Origin of the sequence: Dickeya oryzae (assembly GCF_020406815.2) — a bacterium.
Lineage (GTDB): Bacteria > Pseudomonadota > Gammaproteobacteria > Enterobacterales > Enterobacteriaceae > Dickeya > Dickeya oryzae.
Map to the genome: position 1 here is coordinate 736,815 of NZ_CP162670.1, position 15,762 is coordinate 752,576.

Genomic DNA, 15,762 nt, shown 5'->3' on the forward strand with positions numbered 1-15,762 from the left:
ATGGACTATCAGGGTAGAAAGGTTGTCATTATCGGGTTAGGGCTGACAGGGCTCTCCTGTGTTGATTTTTTCCTTGCACGCGGGGTTGTGCCGCGCGTGATGGATACCCGTACCAGTCCGCCGGGTTTGGATAAACTGCCCGCTTCCGTCGAGCGTCATCTTGGCGGCCTTAATGATGAATGGTTGCTGTCTGCTGACTTGATTGTCGCCAGCCCCGGTATCGCGTTGGCGACGCCGGTGCTGTGCGATGCGGCGACGGCCGGTATTGAGATTATCGGCGATATCGAATTGTTCTGCCGTGAGGCTCAGGCGCCGATTGTCGCGATTACCGGCTCTAACGGCAAAAGCACTGTCACCACACTGGTGGGCCAAATGGCGCAGGCGGCCGGTTGGGCTGTCGGTGTGGGCGGTAACATCGGTGTTCCGGCACTGGAGTTGCTCAAGCAAGAAAGCCAGCTGTATGTGCTGGAGTTGTCGAGCTTTCAACTGGAAACCACCCACAGCCTGCATGCGGCTGCCGCGACGATCCTCAACGTCACGGAAGATCACACCAACCGTTACCCGCTTGGGTTGCAGCAGTACCGTGCCGCCAAGTTGCGCATTTATGAGAATGCCAAAGTCTGCATCGTGAATGCCGATGACGCTCTGACGATGCCGGTACGCGGCGCTGATGCGCGTTGTCTGAGCTTCGGGGTGGATGTGGGCGATTATCATCTGAACCGGCAACAGGGTGAAACCTGGCTGCGGGTGAAGGGTGAGCGGGTGTTGAATACCCGAGAAATCAAACTGGTCGGGCAGCATAACTACACCAATGCGCTGGCAGCGCTGGCGCTGGCGGATGCGGTGGGTATCCCACGCTCGTCGGCATTGACCGCGCTGACCACCTTTACCGGCCTGCCGCACCGTTTCCAGTTGTCGCTGGAGAGTAACGGTGTGCGTTGGGTGAATGACTCTAAAGCCACCAATGTAGGTAGCACCGAAGCGGCATTGAGTGGGCTACATGTCGACGGAACGTTGCATTTGCTGCTGGGTGGAGATGGAAAGTCGGCTGATTTCTCTCCGTTGCTGCGTTACCTGCAAGGTGATCGTATTCGGCTGTACTGCTTTGGACGTGACGGCGGGCAACTGGCGGCGTTACGCCCCGAGATTGCCCAGCAGACTGACACCATGGAGCAGGCGATGCGCCTGATAGCCAGCGTCGCCCAACCGGGGGATATGGTGTTGCTGTCACCGGCCTGCGCCAGTCTCGATCAGTTCCGTAGCTTTGAACAGCGTGGCGATGAGTTCGCTCGTCTGGCGGAGGAACTGGGATAATGCGCCTTATCGGGGCCGGCATGTTCGAGCGTCTCAAGAGCTGGGTGATGGGGACGCGTGAAAGCGACAACCTCAGCACGGTGCTGTATGACCGGACGTTGCTGTGGTTGACCCTGGGGCTGGCGGTTATTGGTTTTGTGATGGTGACGTCGGCGTCGATGCCCGTCGGACAACGTCTGGCCAGCGATCCTTTCCTGTTCGCCAAACGCGATGCGCTGTATCTCGGGTTGGCGTTCGGTTTATCGCTGGTCACCATGCGGGTACCGATGGAGGTCTGGCAGCGTTACAGCGTGGTATTGCTGCTGGTATCGATGGTGATGTTGTTGATAGTGCTGGTGGTCGGGAGCTCGGTGAACGGGGCGTCCCGCTGGATTTCTCTGGGGCCGTTGCGTATCCAGCCTGCGGAATTATCGAAGTTGTCGTTGTTTTGCTACCTCTCCAGCTACATGGTGCGCAAAGTCGATGAGGTGCGGAACAACTTCTGGGGGTTTTGTAAGCCGATGGGCGTGATGGTGGTGCTGGCAGTATTGCTGCTGGCCCAGCCGGACCTCGGTACGGTGGTGGTGCTGTTTATTACGACGTTGGCGATGTTGTTTCTTGCAGGGGCGAAGCTGTGGCAGTTCCTGGCAATCATCGGCTGTGGCATCTTCGCCGTCGCACTGTTGATTATCGCTGAGCCGTATCGTGTGCGTCGTGTCACCTCGTTCTGGAACCCGTGGGACGACCCGTTCGGTAGTGGCTACCAGTTAACACAGTCGCTGATGGCGTTTGGGCGCGGTGAGTTGTGGGGGCAGGGGCTCGGTAATTCGATACAGAAGTTGGAGTATCTGCCGGAGGCGCACACTGACTTTATTTTCTCCATCCTGGGGGAAGAGCTGGGCTATATCGGTGTGGTTTTGGCGTTGTTAATGATATTCTTCGTCGCTTTTCGAGCGATGTCGATAGGACGTCGCGCACTGGAAATCGACCAGCGTTTTTCGGGTTTTCTGGCGTGCTCCATCGGTATCTGGTTCAGCTTTCAGACGCTGGTGAACGTTGGTGCCGCCGCCGGTATGTTGCCGACCAAGGGGCTGACATTACCGCTTATCAGCTACGGTGGCTCCAGTTTGCTGATTATGTCGACAGCCATTGTGTTGTTGTTGCGAATTGATTATGAAACGCGCCTGACCAAAGCGCAGGCGTTTACGAGAGGTGCCCGATGAGTGGCGAAGGCAAGCGTTTGATGGTGATGGCTGGCGGGACGGGGGGACATGTGTTTCCCGGTTTGGCCGTAGCGCATCACTTGATGGCGCAAGGCTGGCAGGTCCGCTGGCTGGGCACAGCTGACCGGATGGAAGCGGACCTGGTGCCGAAGCACGGTATCGACATCGATTTTATCCGCATTTCCGGTCTGCGTGGCAAGGGGCTGAAAGCCTTGTTGCTGGCACCGGTGCGTATTTTCCGGGCGGTGCGGCAAGCGCAGGCGATTATGCGTCGCTATCAGCCAGATGTGGTGTTGGGTATGGGCGGTTATGTCTCGGGGCCTGGCGGTCTGGCAGCCTGGCTGTGTGGTATCCCGGTGGTGTTGCATGAGCAAAACGGCATTGCCGGATTGACTAACCGCTGGCTGTCCCGCATCGCCAAAAAAGTCTTACAGGCGTTTCCGGGGGCATTTCCGAATGCGGATGTAGTCGGGAATCCGGTGCGTACTGACGTACTGGCGCTACCATCCCCGACAGAACGGTTAGCCGAGCGCAGTGGCCCGGTGCGCGTCCTGGTTGTTGGCGGTAGTCAGGGGGCCAGGGTATTGAATCAAACCCTGCCCGGCGTGGCGGCGCGATTACATGATGCAGTTACCATCTGGCATCAAACCGGCAAAGGGGCACAGGCGGAAGTACAGGCAGCCTATGCAAAAGCGGGTGAGTCTCAACACCGGATTACCGAGTTTATCGACGACATGGCGGCGGCGTATGCGTGGGCAGATGTCGTTGTGTGCCGTTCTGGTGCCCTGACGGTTAGCGAGATTGCCGCCGCCGGGTTGCCAGCGTTGTTTGTGCCGTTCCAGCATAAGGATCGGCAGCAGTACTGGAATGCACTGCCGCTGGAGCAAGCGGGGGCGGCAAAGATTATCGAGCAGGCTCAACTGAGCGTGGACGCGATAAGCGACGTGTTGTCCTCTTGGGATCGTACCACCTTGCGTGATATGGCGCAGAAAGCCAGAACCGTTGCGATCCCTGATGCGACGGAGCGGGTAGCGGCTGAAGTGGCGGCAGCGGCGATGCAGCGGACAGCTCAGGCTGTCCGGAATTAATTGATGATGGCCGACAGTCGTCGGCGTTGATGTAGGTTGCGATAAAAGATAGTGAATACTCAAGAACTGGCGAAACTGCGTTCAATCGTGCCCGAGATGCACCGTGTCCGGCACATCCACTTTGTCGGCATCGGCGGTGCTGGCATGGGCGGTATCGCCGAAGTACTGGCTAATGAAGGGTATGAGATCAGCGGTTCCGATCTGGCACCTAATGCGGTAACGCAACAACTGACCGATCTGGGCGCCCGGATCTATTTCCACCATCGTCCGGAAAACGTGAACGAGGCGAGCGTTGTGGTCGTGTCCAGCGCGATTTCGGCTGATAACCCGGAGATTATCGCGGCACATGAGGCCCGTATTCCGGTGATTCGTCGGGCAGAGATGCTGGCAGAATTGATGCGCTTTCGCCACGGCATCGCCATTGCCGGGACGCACGGCAAGACAACCACTACCGCGATGGTCACCAGTATCTACGCGGAAGCCGGTCTGGACCCAACGTTCGTGAATGGTGGTTTGGTTAAAGCGGCGGGAACGCACGCCCGTTTAGGGTCGAGCCGTTACCTGATTGCGGAAGCCGATGAAAGTGATGCGTCGTTCCTGCATTTGCAGCCGATGGTCGCGATTGTGACGAACATCGAAGCCGACCACATGGACACTTACCAGGGAGATTTTGAGAACCTCAAGCAGACGTTCATCAACTTCCTGCACAACCTGCCGTTTTACGGCCATGCGGTGATGTGTCTTGATGATGCGGTGATTCGTGAATTGTTGCCAAAAGTGGGGCGTCACATCACCACCTACGGCTTTAGCGAAGACGCGGATGTGCGGGTCGCTGATTACCGGCAGGTAGGGGCTCAGGGGCTGTTTACCCTGGCGCGTCAGGGCAAACCGTTGCTCAACGTGACCCTGAACGCACCGGGTCGTCACAATGCGTTGAACGCGGCAGCAGCGGTGGCGGTAGCGACAGAAGAAGGGATTGATGACGAGGCTATCCTGAGGGCATTGGTGCGTTTTCAGGGAACGGGCCGCCGGTTCGATTTCCTGGGCGAGTTTCCGCTACAGCCGGTCAACGGCAAAAGCGGCAGCGCCATGCTGGTGGATGATTACGGGCATCACCCTACGGAAGTGGACGCCACGATTAAAGCGGCGCGAGCAGGCTGGCCGGATAAGCGTCTGGTGATGATTTTCCAGCCGCATCGATATACCCGTACGCGCGATCTGTACGATGACTTTGCACATGTGTTATCGCAAGTGGATGTGCTGCTGATGCTGGATGTGTATTCGGCCGGTGAAGCACCGATTCCGGGAGCGGATAGCCGATCGCTGTGCCGCACGATCCGTGGTCGCGGTAAAATTGACCCGATCATGGTGCCCGATGTCGAGACGCTGCCTGAGTTGTTAGCGCAAGCGTTGCAAGGCGATGATCTGGTGCTGGTTCAGGGTGCCGGCAATATTGGCAAACTGGCGCGTCGGCTGGCGGAAAACCGCCTGCAGGCGAAGTCTACAGACTGAGAACAGGATGACTGAGCTTGTGATGGTAGTGATGAAACACGCCAACGCTGACTACGATGAAACCCGCCAACGGCAGGGTGAGGTGTGTTGCATCGATATGTCGCGCCCAGTCATGACAAACAACGGTTACCGCCGCGTACCTGTTGTGGAGTTAGCGGATTAGTATGTCGCAGGCGGCGCTGAATACACGCGGACGTGAGCAGGAAAAAGGCGCACGGCGTAGCAATGGTGGTCAACTGGCAGGAATTATTTTTCTGTTGATGGTGGCCGGTACCATCCTGTGGGGAAGTTGGATGGTGTTGGGCTGGATGAAGGATGCCAGCCGTTTGCCATTATCCAGACTGGTGGTGACAGGTGAGAGGCACTACACCACCAATGACGATATTCGTCAGGCGATTTTGTCGCTGGGGCCGCCCGGCACATTCATGACCCAGGACGTGAATGTCATTCAGCAGCAGATAGAACGTCTGCCCTGGATTAAGCAGGCCAGTGTGCGCAAGCAGTGGCCGGACGAATTAAAGATTCATCTGGTTGAATTCGTTCCGTTTGCGCGGTGGAATGACCAGCTTATGGTTGACAGCGAAGGTAATGCCTTCAGCGTGCCAGCAGAACGTATCGGCAATAAAAAAATGCCGATGCTATATGGCCCGGAAGGTGGAGAGGAGGATGTGCTGGAGGGATACCGCGAGATAAGCCAGACACTCGCGGCAGGCAAATTTACGGTAAAGATGGTGGCAATGACCGCGCGTCATTCATGGCAGGTTGGGCTGGACGATGATATTCGCCTTGAACTGGGACGTGATGACAGAAGCCGCCGTCTGGCGCGTTTTCTGGAGCTTTATCCGTTGCTGCAGCGGCAGGCTCAAAATGAAAACAAGCGGATTGGTTATGTGGATTTACGGTATGACACCGGCGCTGCAGTAGGTTGGAGCCCGGCATTTATTGATCAGCAAAAAGACATTGATCAGCAAAAGAACGGTAATCAGCAACAGAATCAGGCACAGGCTAAACAGCAATGATCAAGTCGACGGACAGAAAACTGGTAGTTGGGCTGGAAATCGGTACAGCAAAAGTCGCTGCACTGGTCGGTGAAGTTCTGCCTGATGGCATGATCAATATCATCGGTGTGGGAAGCTGCCCGTCACGGGGCATGGATAAAGGCGGCGTCAACGATCTGGAGTCGGTGGTCAAATGCGTGCAGCGTGCCATCGATCAGGCGGAGCTGATGGCCGATTGTCAGATCTCTTCAGTGTATCTGGCGTTGTCTGGCAAGCATATCAGCTGCCAGAACGAGATTGGTATGGTGCCTATCTCTGAAGAAGAAGTCACGCAGGATGATGTAGAAAGCGTGGTGCATACGGCCAAGTCTGTCCGGGTACGTGATGAGCACCGAATTCTGCATGTTATCCCGCAGGAATACGCTATTGATTATCAGGAAGGGATTAAGAACCCGGTCGGTCTGTCTGGTGTGCGGATGCAGGCCAAAGTGCATCTGATCACCTGTCATAACGACATGGCGAAGAACATTGTGAAAGCGGTGGAACGCTGCGGTCTTAAAGTTGACCAGCTGATTTTCGCCGGTCTGGCATCGAGTTATGCCGTATTGACGGAAGACGAACGCGAGCTGGGTGTGTGTGTGGTGGATATCGGTGGTGGCACCATGGATATGGCGGTGTATACCGGCGGCGCGCTGCGTCACACAAAAGTGATTCCTTATGCTGGTAACGTAGTCACCAGCGATATAGCCTATGCGTTTGGTACGCCGCCGACAGATGCAGAAGCAATTAAAGTGCGTTACGGTTGCGCGCTCGGTTCCATCGTCAGTAAGGATGAAACCGTGGAAGTACCGAGTGTTGGCGGGCGTCCACCACGTAGTCTGCAGCGGCAGACGCTGGCGGAGGTGATTGAGCCTCGCTATACCGAGTTATTGAATCTGGTGAATGACGAGCTGTTGCAGTTGCAAGAACAACTGCGCCAGCAAGGTGTGAAGCATCATCTGGCAGCGGGTATCGTGCTGACCGGCGGTGCGGCGCAAATTGATGGTCTGGCAGCCTGCGCACAGCGTGTGTTCCATACACAGGTGCGTATTGGTCAGCCGCTGAACATCACTGGATTGACGGACTATGCGCAGGAGCCCTATTACTCGACAGCAGTGGGGCTGCTGCATTACGGCAAAGAGTCTCATCTGAGTGGTGAACACGAAGTTGAGAAACGGACTTCGGTCAGCAACTGGTTTAAACGCCTGAATAGCTGGCTGAGAAAAGAATTTTGACGGTTATCAAAAGAGATCATTAGCACGACTTTTTTGATCTTGAAGCAATACAGGCACAAGACGGAGAGAAACTATGTTTGAACCAATGGAGTTAACCAACGACGCGGTGATTAAAGTCATCGGCGTCGGTGGTGGCGGCGGTAACGCTGTCGAACACATGGTGCGTGAACGCATCGAAGGTGTTGAATTCTTTGCGGTTAACACCGATGCTCAGGCGCTGCGTAAAACAGCTGTCGGCCAGACCATCCAGATCGGTAGCGGTATTACCAAAGGTCTGGGGGCGGGTGCTAACCCGGAAGTCGGCCGTAATTCTGCCGAAGAAGATCGCGAAGCGCTGCGTTCTGCTCTCGAAGGGGCGGACATGGTGTTTATCGCCGCAGGTATGGGTGGCGGCACCGGTACTGGCGCTGCACCCGTCGTGGCTGAAGTCGCTAAGGATCTGGGTATCCTGACCGTGGCGGTTGTGACCAAGCCATTTAATTTTGAAGGCAAAAAACGCATGGCGTTTGCCGAGCAGGGGATCGCGGAGCTGTCTAAGCACGTTGATTCACTGATTACCATCCCCAATGACAAGCTGTTGAAAGTGTTGGGTCGTGGTATTTCTCTGCTGGATGCGTTTGGCGCGGCTAACGACGTGCTCAAAGGCGCAGTACAGGGTATCGCTGAGCTTATCACTCGTCCGGGTCTGATGAACGTCGACTTCGCTGACGTGCGTACCGTCATGTCCGAAATGGGCTATGCCATGATGGGTTCTGGTGTGGCTCGCGGTGAAGATCGTGCCGAGGAAGCGGCTGAAATGGCGATTTCCAGTCCATTGCTGGAGGATATCGACCTGTCTGGTGCGCGTGGCGTGCTGGTCAACATTACTGCCGGTTTCGATCTGCGTCTGGATGAATTTGAGACTGTTGGTAATACCATTCGCGCGTTTGCATCCGATAATGCAACCGTCGTAATTGGTACATCGCTCGATCCGGATATGAATGATGAACTGCGGGTGACCGTGGTGGCGACCGGTATCGGCATGGATAAACGTCCTGAAATTACGCTGGTTACTAACAAACAGAGCAGCCAGCCGGTTATGGATCACCGCTATCAGCAGCATGGCATGGCGCCGCTGACGCAGGAAAAACCTGCGGCCAAAGTGGTGAATGACCAGAGCGTACAGACCAATAAAGAGCCGGATTATCTTGATATTCCTGCTTTCCTGCGTAAGCAGGCAGACTAAGGTTTGGTTGGAATCTCCGCTCTTTGTGCTAAACTGTGCCACCGGCCTTAGTATAAGCTAAGGCTGTAGGTTCAGATGAATGCGAGATAATACGATGATCAAACAACGTACATTAAAACGTATCGTACAGGCGACAGGGGTCGGTCTTCATACCGGCAAGAAAGTCACCCTGACTATGCGTCCTGCACCGGCTAATACCGGGGTCATCTATCGTCGTACTGACTTGAATCCACCGGTTGATTTTCCGGCTGATGCCAAATCCGTGCGTGATACCATGCTCTGTACTTGCCTGGTTAATGAGCATGACGTGCGTATTTCAACGGTGGAGCATCTGAATGCGGCTCTGGCGGGATTGGGCATCGACAATATCGTTGTTGAAGTGGATGCGCCTGAAATTCCGATCATGGATGGTAGCGCTAGTCCATTTGTCTACCTGCTGCTGGATGCTGGTATCGAAGAACTGAACTGTGCCAAGAAGTTTGTTCGAATCAAACAGCCTGTACGCGTAGAAGACGGTGACAAATGGGCAGAACTGAAGCCTTTCAACGGATTCAGTCTGGATTTCACTATCGATTTCAATCACCCGGTGATTGATTCTGGTTCACAACGCTTCAAGCTGGATTTCTCCGCTGATGCATTCGTGCGCCAAATCAGCCGCGCGCGTACCTTTGGTTTTATGCGTGATATCGAGTATCTGCAGTCCCGTGGTTTGTGCCTGGGCGGCAGTTTCGATTGTGCGATCGTGGTGGATGACTATCGTGTGCTGAACGAAGACGGTTTGCGCTTTGATGATGAATTTGTTCGCCACAAGATGCTGGACGCGATTGGCGACCTGTTCATGTGTGGTCACAACATCATTGGTGCGTTCACGGCATTCAAATCTGGTCATGCGCTCAACAACAAGCTGTTGCAGGCGGTGTTGGCCAAACAGGAAGCATGGGAATACGTGACCTTTGAAGACGAAGCGGAAATGCCGCTGGCTTTCAAAGCGCCGTCTACCGTTCTGGCCTGAGTCTGTTCTGATATGACATTATGACGACTGGTTTTTGCTGGTATTCTCTCCGGCCAGCGAAGCCAGTCGTTTTAATATTTTCTGTAGCCGTTCCGGGCTTTGCTCCGCTAATTCTTTCAATATCTCCGCACTCTGTGCGCTGAGTATTCTTGTGGTCGTCGTGGTTGTGGCATCTGTTGACGTAACGTCAGGTGTTTTCTCGTTTTCATGTATTTTTGCGGCCAGTACTGGATTAATCCTGATGTCGATCGCCGCCAATGATGGTAGTATTTGTGCGCGCAGAGCGGAAAGTAGGGCGGGTTGTTCATAACGTAACCGCATCAGCCAGTTGGCGCTGGCGGTTTCCAGCACCAGCAGTCCGTGACGATAGTTTGCTACCCGACAATACGGACGCAGCGCGGTCGGCAGCAGCGCATGCACAGCCCGATTGAGCTTTAATAGTGCGAGCGCGCGTTGCTGAATGTCATGCAATGGGCCTGACCCGGTTTGCGATGCGCCATCGAAAAATGACTCCAGTGATTGTGGACGGTTATCACGCATAACGCAGGCTCCGACGGAAAGAAACTTGTGATTGGTATTTTAAATCGTTGGCGACAATTTGGCAGACGTTATTTCTGGCCTCACCTGCTGTTGGGGATGGTCGCGGCAACGCTTGGCCTGCCTGCTAACTTCGCCGAGTCTCGTGATACTGCTACCGAGCCTAATTCCGCTTCGGCGTTTAGTCGTCCCAATGTATCTTATTTCAACCTCACGCATCTGGCGGCATTAAAAGACTCACGTCGTCGCTCGCCATTCAGTAATGATTTCTGGCATCAGCATGCCATCCGCACGGTAATCCGTCACCTGTCATTTGCGTTTACGCCACCCGCTACCATTATTGAAGCGGCTGAGGCTTCCCGGTTGCACCATCACCAGGTGCTATTGGAAACGCTGAATGCGTTGCTGACTCGCGAAGCCGCACCACAACGTACTGCCAGTACAGAACTGGCACCGACGTATTTTTCTCCTTCCCATCACACCGGTCTATGGCTGGCGCAGGTTCAGGGTATTCGCGCCGGGCCGATGTTCTCCTGATTGTCATCGTATTTTGTTTATATCAGGCCTGTGGCCGTAGACTCTTTTTTCTGATGTCGTGCCAGCATCGATAAACTGGCATTGTTGAGATTAAAATTACTATGTTAATCAAGTTATTGACGAAAGTTTTCGGTAGCCGTAATGACCGTGCGTTGCGCCGTATGCGCAAAATTGTGGAAGTGATCAATCGCCTCGAACCAGACATGGAGAAGCTCTCCGATGAAGAGCTGAAGGCACAAACCCAGGTATTTCGTGACCGTATCAAGAAAGGTGAAGCTCTGGAGTCGCTGCTGCCAGAGGCGTTTGCCGTGGTGCGTGAAGCCAGTAAGCGTGTGTTTGGTATGCGTCACTTCGATGTGCAGCTGATTGGCGGTATGGTGCTGAATGAGCGTTGCATCGCGGAAATGCGTACCGGTGAAGGTAAAACGCTGACTGCGACCTTGCCAGCCTACCTTAATGCGCTGACGGGGCGTGGTGTGCACGTAGTGACCGTCAACGACTATCTGGCACAGCGTGATGCCGAGAACAACCGCCCGTTGTTTGAATTCTTAGGTCTGACGGTTGGCATCAACTTGCCGGGGATGCCGGCACCAGCCAAACGTGCTGCGTATGCTGCCGATATCACTTACGGCACCAACAACGAATACGGTTTCGATTACCTGCGCGACAACATGGCGTTCAGCCCGGAAGAGCGTGTACAGCGTGAACTGTATTATGCACTGGTGGACGAAGTGGACTCCATCCTGATTGACGAAGCGCGTACCCCGTTGATTATCTCGGGTCCGGCGGAGGACAGCTCTGAGCTGTATATGCGGGTGAACAAAATCATCCCGCATTTGATCCGTCAGGAGAAAGAAGACTCGGATACTTTCCACGGTGAAGGTCACTTCTCGGTGGATGAGAAAGCCCGCCAGGTTAACCTGACTGAACGCGGTCTGGTTAAAATTGAAGAGTTGCTGGTGCAAGGCGGCATTATGGAAGAGGGCGAATCGCTGTATTCACCTGCCAACATTATGCTGATGCATCATGTGACGGCGGCGCTGCGTGCGCATGTGCTGTTTACCCGTGATGTTGACTACATCGTGAAAGATGACGAAGTCATCATCGTTGATGAACATACCGGCCGTACTATGCAAGGTCGCCGTTGGTCTGATGGCTTACACCAGGCGGTGGAAGCCAAAGAAAACGTCAAGATCAACAACGAAAACCAGACACTGGCGTCGATCACCTTCCAGAACTACTTCCGTATTTACGAAAAACTGGCCGGGATGACCGGTACGGCAGATACCGAGGCATTTGAGTTCAGCTCGATTTATAAGCTGGACACCATTGTGGTGCCGACTAACCGCCCAATGATCCGTAAAGACCTGCCAGATCTGGTGTACATGACCGAGCAGGAAAAAATCAATGCGATCATTGAAGATATCAAAGATCGCGCGACTAAAGGGCAACCGGTATTGGTGGGGACCATTTCCATCGAAAAATCCGAAGTGGTGTCGCATGCGTTGACCAAAGCGGGTATCAAGCACAACGTGCTGAACGCCAAATTCCATGCGATGGAAGCGGATATCGTGGCTCAGGCCGGCCGTTCAGGCGCGGTGACTATTGCTACCAACATGGCCGGTCGTGGTACGGATATCGTATTGGGCGGTAGCTGGCAGGCTGAAGTGGCAGAACTGGAAAGCCCGGATGATGCGCAAATTGTCGCTATCAAGGCAGAATGGCAAAAACGTCATGACGACGTCCTGGCGGCGGGTGGTTTGCACATTATTGGTACCGAGCGCCATGAGTCTCGCCGTATCGATAACCAGTTGCGTGGTCGTTCCGGTCGTCAGGGGGACCCAGGTTCTTCCCGTTTCTACCTGTCGATGGAAGATGCGCTGATGCGTATTTTCGCGTCGGACCGTGTTTCCAACATGATGCGTAAACTGGGTATGAAAGAAGGCGAAGCGATTGAACACCCTTGGGTTACCAAGGCTATCGCCAATGCTCAGCGCAAGGTAGAAAACCGTAACTTCGATATTCGTAAGCAATTGCTGGAATACGATGATGTGGCTAACGATCAACGTCGTGCTATCTACACCCAGCGTAATGAACTGCTGAATGCCTCTGATATCAGCGAAACCATCAACAGCATTCGTGAAGACGTGTTCAAGGCTACCCTTGATGCTCACATCCCGCCTCAGTCTCTGGAAGAAATGTGGGATATTCCGGGGCTGGAACAGCGCCTGAAAAGTGACTTTGATCTTGAATTGCCGATCGCAGAATGGCTGGACAAAGAGCCGGAACTGCATGAGGAAACGCTGCGTGAGCGTATCTATGAGCAGGCTGTAGACGTGTATCGTCGCAAGGAAGAAGTCGTCGGCAGTGATGTCATGCGTAACTTCGAGAAAGGTGTGATGCTGCAAACGCTGGACTCGTTGTGGAAAGAGCATCTGGCTGCGATGGACTATCTGCGCCAGGGGATCCATTTACGCGGTTATGCGCAAAAAGATCCGAAACAGGAATACAAGCGTGAGTCGTTTGCGATGTTTGCCGCGATGCTGGAAGGCCTCAAATACGAAGTCATCAGTACCCTGAGTAAAGTTCAGGTACGTATGCCGGAAGAGGTTGAAGCGATGGAGCAGCAGCGTCGTGAAGAAGCGGAGCGTCTGGCTCGTCAACAACAGTTGAGCCATCAGGATGAAGCGGCTGGCAGTTCGCCGTATGCTGATCGTAAAATCGGTCGTAACGATCCTTGCCCGTGTGGTTCGGGCAAAAAGTACAAGCAGTGCCACGGCCGCCTTCAAAAGTAAGGCGGATAACGTAGTGACATCTCCCAAAGGCGGTCGTTGACCGCCTTTTTACTGGTTGAAAAGAGAATGACGCAAAAAACTTTATCTGTGGCGGTGGGGATTATCCGCAATCCGCAGCGTGAGTTCTTCATCGCTTGCCGTCCAGCAGGTGTACACATGGCTGGAAAATGGGAATTCCCGGGTGGCAAGGTGGAAGTGGGTGAGACGCCGGAGCAGGCGCTGGCGCGTGAGCTGCATGAAGAAGCCGGGATTGAGGTGATCAATCCAAGCCCGCTGGGCAGCAAAACGTTTTCTGCCGGAGAACGTCTGATTACGTTGCATTTCTTTTTAGTTGAGCAGTGGCGTGGCGAGCCGTATGGCCGCGAAGGCCAGCCATCGCGTTGGTTAACGGCTGAAGAACTGGACGAACACGAGTTTCCACCGGCCAACGCTGAGATGATTCAACAACTGAAAGCCGGTCGCGTATAAACGTAAGCTGGGCATGTTGTCTGGGTCGTGGCTGCATTCTTTGCAGCGATTCATGCCCGCAGGCATGAATCGTGAAGGGCGATAAAAAGGCGATGGATAAATAGCGTGTCGCTATCGTTGGGTTTGTAAGGGTTCAGTGCGGCGTTTCGCCCCAAACGTCGCTGTCTGAAACGTCTTCCGCGCTGGGTATCCGTTTTTCTTCGTCTGCCCATTCGCCTAAATCAATCAACTGACAGCGCTTGCTACAGAAGGGTCGATAAGGGCTATTCTCGCTCCACTCTACCGGTTTGGTGCAGATGGGGCATTTTACAACGGTCATCTCGTTATCCACGTTTCATTCTTCTCCAGAAACTTGCTGTCGCCAGCAAGTCCACTCTATCTAGCAACATGCCAACTCGAATTCCAACCGTGCGGGGGTTTGCCCGTCGCTGTCTAATGGCAGAAAGCGGATGGCATAGCGGGTTTTATGCCCCGATATTTGAGGATAAAGCTGATGAGCGAGGCCAATCCGCAGACGTAACAGATCAGCATCGGTTGCGTTATCCTGATAAAACCCGTTAAGGCTGGTTTGCTCTTTGAAGGCTCCCGCATGACGAATCAACTCCAGTATGCTGTCGAGTGAACGTTTAAGCGGCGATACGCTCTCCAGCCAAATGTTGATGTGTCGTTGTTTTTGCTCAGGCAACTGGTGCAGCCAGATATGCAAGGTCGGCAGGTCAAAGCTGCAACATCCACCCGGCAGGCTCAGACGTTGGCGTACCATAGCGATTAATTTGTCTTCACGCAGCCCTTGTCCCATGCGCGGAGCAGCAATCAGTTCGCTGGACAGGTTGCGTAATTTTTGACGTAACGTGTTAATACGCAAAATATCCGCTTCTGGTAGTTCACCCCATTGCGCCAGTTTCTGTTGCTGGCGTTCCAGCTCTTTTAGCAGGTCTGGGCGGGCATCTCCCCGTTCGAGAATATCCAATAATTCGGAGACGGCACGGAAAAACGTCAGGGCAACGCCGATGTCTTTCAGGTCGTGGTTATCGAACATCTGTTGCAGTAAAAATTCCAGGCGTAACCAGGTACGCATTTTTTCATTCAGCGGATATTCAAAAAGAACTGTTGAGGAAACGTCACTCATTATGGGTCGTCCTGTCGGTTGCGGATGCGGCCAGCTCAAGGTAATGCTGATGTAGAGCGGCAATCCGCGGAGCCAGTAAGCTCGGATTGCTGTTGTTATCGATAATATCATCAGCGCAGGCCAGTCGTTGTTCGCGGCTAGCTTGCGATGCCAAAATATTTTCCGCCTGAGCGCGGGAAACACCATCCCTGCTCATGGTTCGTTGTAATTGTGTTTCCAAGGAGACATCCACCACCAAAATACGGTGTGCTTTCCCTTGTAGTTGATTCTCCACCAGCAAAGGCACCACCCATAACGCATAAGGGGTGGTAGCGGCAGCGAGCTGGCGTCGGGTTTCTTTCTGAATCAGCGGATGCAGCAAGGCATTGAGCCAGCGCTTATCTTCCGGGTTAGAAAAAATGCGCTCACGCAGGGCGCTTCGGTTTAATGCACCGTCTGGTTGTAATATTTCCGGGCCAAAGTATTCCACAATAGTTGCCAGAGCGGGTTGCCCGGGGGATACGACCTCTCGGGCTATTACATCCGCATCAACGATAGTGGCTCCCAGCGCTGCAAACCCCTGAGCAACCGTGCTTTTCCCGCTTCCTATGCCGCCTGTGAGCGCGACGATATATGCCATGATAATCAACTAGAAATGGCCAGGTAAATTTATCGGATTTTAGCCCAAATTG

The 15,762-nt window shown here is 54.1% G+C and carries 16 protein-coding genes; 12 read left to right on the forward strand and 4 right to left on the reverse strand.

Going from position 1 to position 15,762, the window contains the following annotated elements:
- From murD to lpxC, 9 genes are all read left to right on the forward strand, one after another.
- On the forward strand, positions 1–1,314 hold the full coding sequence (murD, locus tag LF929_RS03135) for a UDP-N-acetylmuramoyl-L-alanine--D-glutamate ligase (RefSeq protein ID WP_226093052.1): 1,314 nt from the start codon (positions 1–3) through the stop codon (positions 1,312–1,314).
- Positions 1,314–2,516, forward strand: a complete 1,203-nt coding sequence (gene ftsW / locus LF929_RS03140) for a cell division protein FtsW (protein WP_016940598.1) — start codon at positions 1,314–1,316, stop codon at positions 2,514–2,516. Before murD ends, ftsW begins: the two co-directional genes overlap by 1 nt.
- Entirely contained in the window at positions 2,513–3,604 is a 1,092-nt protein-coding gene (gene murG, locus LF929_RS03145; protein WP_016940597.1) for an undecaprenyldiphospho-muramoylpentapeptide beta-N-acetylglucosaminyltransferase, read from the forward strand. Before ftsW ends, murG begins: the two co-directional genes overlap by 4 nt.
- A 51-nt stretch (positions 3,605–3,655) precedes the next feature.
- Complete coding sequence (gene murC, locus LF929_RS03150) at positions 3,656–5,116, forward strand: UDP-N-acetylmuramate--L-alanine ligase (protein WP_038909025.1); 1,461 nt, start codon at positions 3,656–3,658, stop codon at positions 5,114–5,116.
- A gap of 7 nt (positions 5,117–5,123) precedes the next feature.
- Positions 5,124–5,279, forward strand: a complete 156-nt coding sequence (locus tag LF929_RS03155) for a hypothetical protein (RefSeq protein ID WP_193744856.1) — start codon at positions 5,124–5,126, stop codon at positions 5,277–5,279.
- Between the two features lies 1 nt (position 5,280).
- Positions 5,281–6,135 carry a cell division protein FtsQ gene (gene ftsQ / locus LF929_RS03160; protein WP_016940594.1) on the forward strand — a complete coding sequence of 285 codons (855 nt, stop codon included), beginning with the start codon at positions 5,281–5,283 and terminating at the stop codon, positions 6,133–6,135.
- Entirely contained in the window at positions 6,132–7,388 is a 1,257-nt protein-coding gene (gene ftsA, locus LF929_RS03165; protein ID WP_012768377.1) for a cell division protein FtsA, read from the forward strand. Before ftsQ ends, ftsA begins: the two co-directional genes overlap by 4 nt.
- Positions 7,389–7,461: 73 nt before the next feature.
- Complete coding sequence (gene ftsZ / locus LF929_RS03170) at positions 7,462–8,613, forward strand: cell division protein FtsZ (RefSeq protein ID WP_012886159.1); 1,152 nt, start codon at positions 7,462–7,464, stop codon at positions 8,611–8,613.
- Positions 8,614–8,707: 94 nt separating this feature from the next.
- Complete coding sequence (gene lpxC / locus LF929_RS03175) at positions 8,708–9,625, forward strand: UDP-3-O-acyl-N-acetylglucosamine deacetylase (RefSeq protein ID WP_012886158.1); 918 nt, start codon at positions 8,708–8,710, stop codon at positions 9,623–9,625.
- Between the two features lie 18 nt (positions 9,626–9,643).
- Here the strand turns inward: lpxC and LF929_RS03180 are convergent, their stop codons facing one another.
- Entirely contained in the window at positions 9,644–10,165 is a 522-nt protein-coding gene (locus LF929_RS03180; protein WP_038909021.1) for a DUF721 domain-containing protein, read from the reverse strand.
- A 27-nt stretch (positions 10,166–10,192) separates the two neighbouring features.
- Here LF929_RS03180 and secM point away from each other — a divergent pair, with 27 nt between their 5' ends.
- The 3 genes from secM to mutT all read left to right on the forward strand — a co-directional run bounded on the left by secM (position 10,193) and on the right by mutT (position 13,962).
- Positions 10,193–10,699, forward strand: coding sequence for a secA translation cis-regulator SecM (secM, locus tag LF929_RS03185; protein WP_038909020.1), 507 nt, complete (start codon positions 10,193–10,195; stop codon positions 10,697–10,699).
- A gap of 101 nt (positions 10,700–10,800) precedes the next feature.
- Complete coding sequence (gene secA / locus LF929_RS03190) at positions 10,801–13,494, forward strand: preprotein translocase subunit SecA (protein ID WP_226093053.1); 2,694 nt, start codon at positions 10,801–10,803, stop codon at positions 13,492–13,494.
- Positions 13,495–13,560: 66 nt separating this feature from the next.
- Positions 13,561–13,962 (forward strand): 8-oxo-dGTP diphosphatase MutT, encoded by a 402-nt coding sequence (mutT, locus tag LF929_RS03195; protein ID WP_016940590.1) that lies wholly within the window; start codon positions 13,561–13,563, stop codon positions 13,960–13,962.
- Between the two features lie 133 nt (positions 13,963–14,095).
- Here the strand turns inward: mutT and yacG are convergent, their stop codons facing one another.
- Genes yacG through coaE form a run of 3 tightly spaced genes read right to left on the reverse strand, consistent with a single transcriptional unit; the run spans position 14,096 to position 15,710 of the window.
- Positions 14,096–14,281, reverse strand: a complete 186-nt coding sequence (gene yacG / locus LF929_RS03200) for a DNA gyrase inhibitor YacG (protein WP_226093054.1) — start codon at positions 14,279–14,281, stop codon at positions 14,096–14,098.
- 60 nt (positions 14,282–14,341) lie between these two features.
- Positions 14,342–15,091: a cell division protein ZapD gene (gene zapD / locus LF929_RS03205; protein WP_038905657.1), complete on the reverse strand. Its 750-nt coding sequence runs from the start codon at positions 15,089–15,091 to the stop codon at positions 14,342–14,344.
- The gene (gene coaE, locus LF929_RS03210) at positions 15,084–15,710 is read right to left on the reverse strand and encodes a dephospho-CoA kinase (protein ID WP_210176277.1); all 627 of its coding nucleotides are present in this window, start codon (positions 15,708–15,710) and stop codon (positions 15,084–15,086) included. Before coaE ends, zapD begins: the two co-directional genes overlap by 8 nt.
- Between the last annotated feature and the right edge of the window lie 52 nt (positions 15,711–15,762).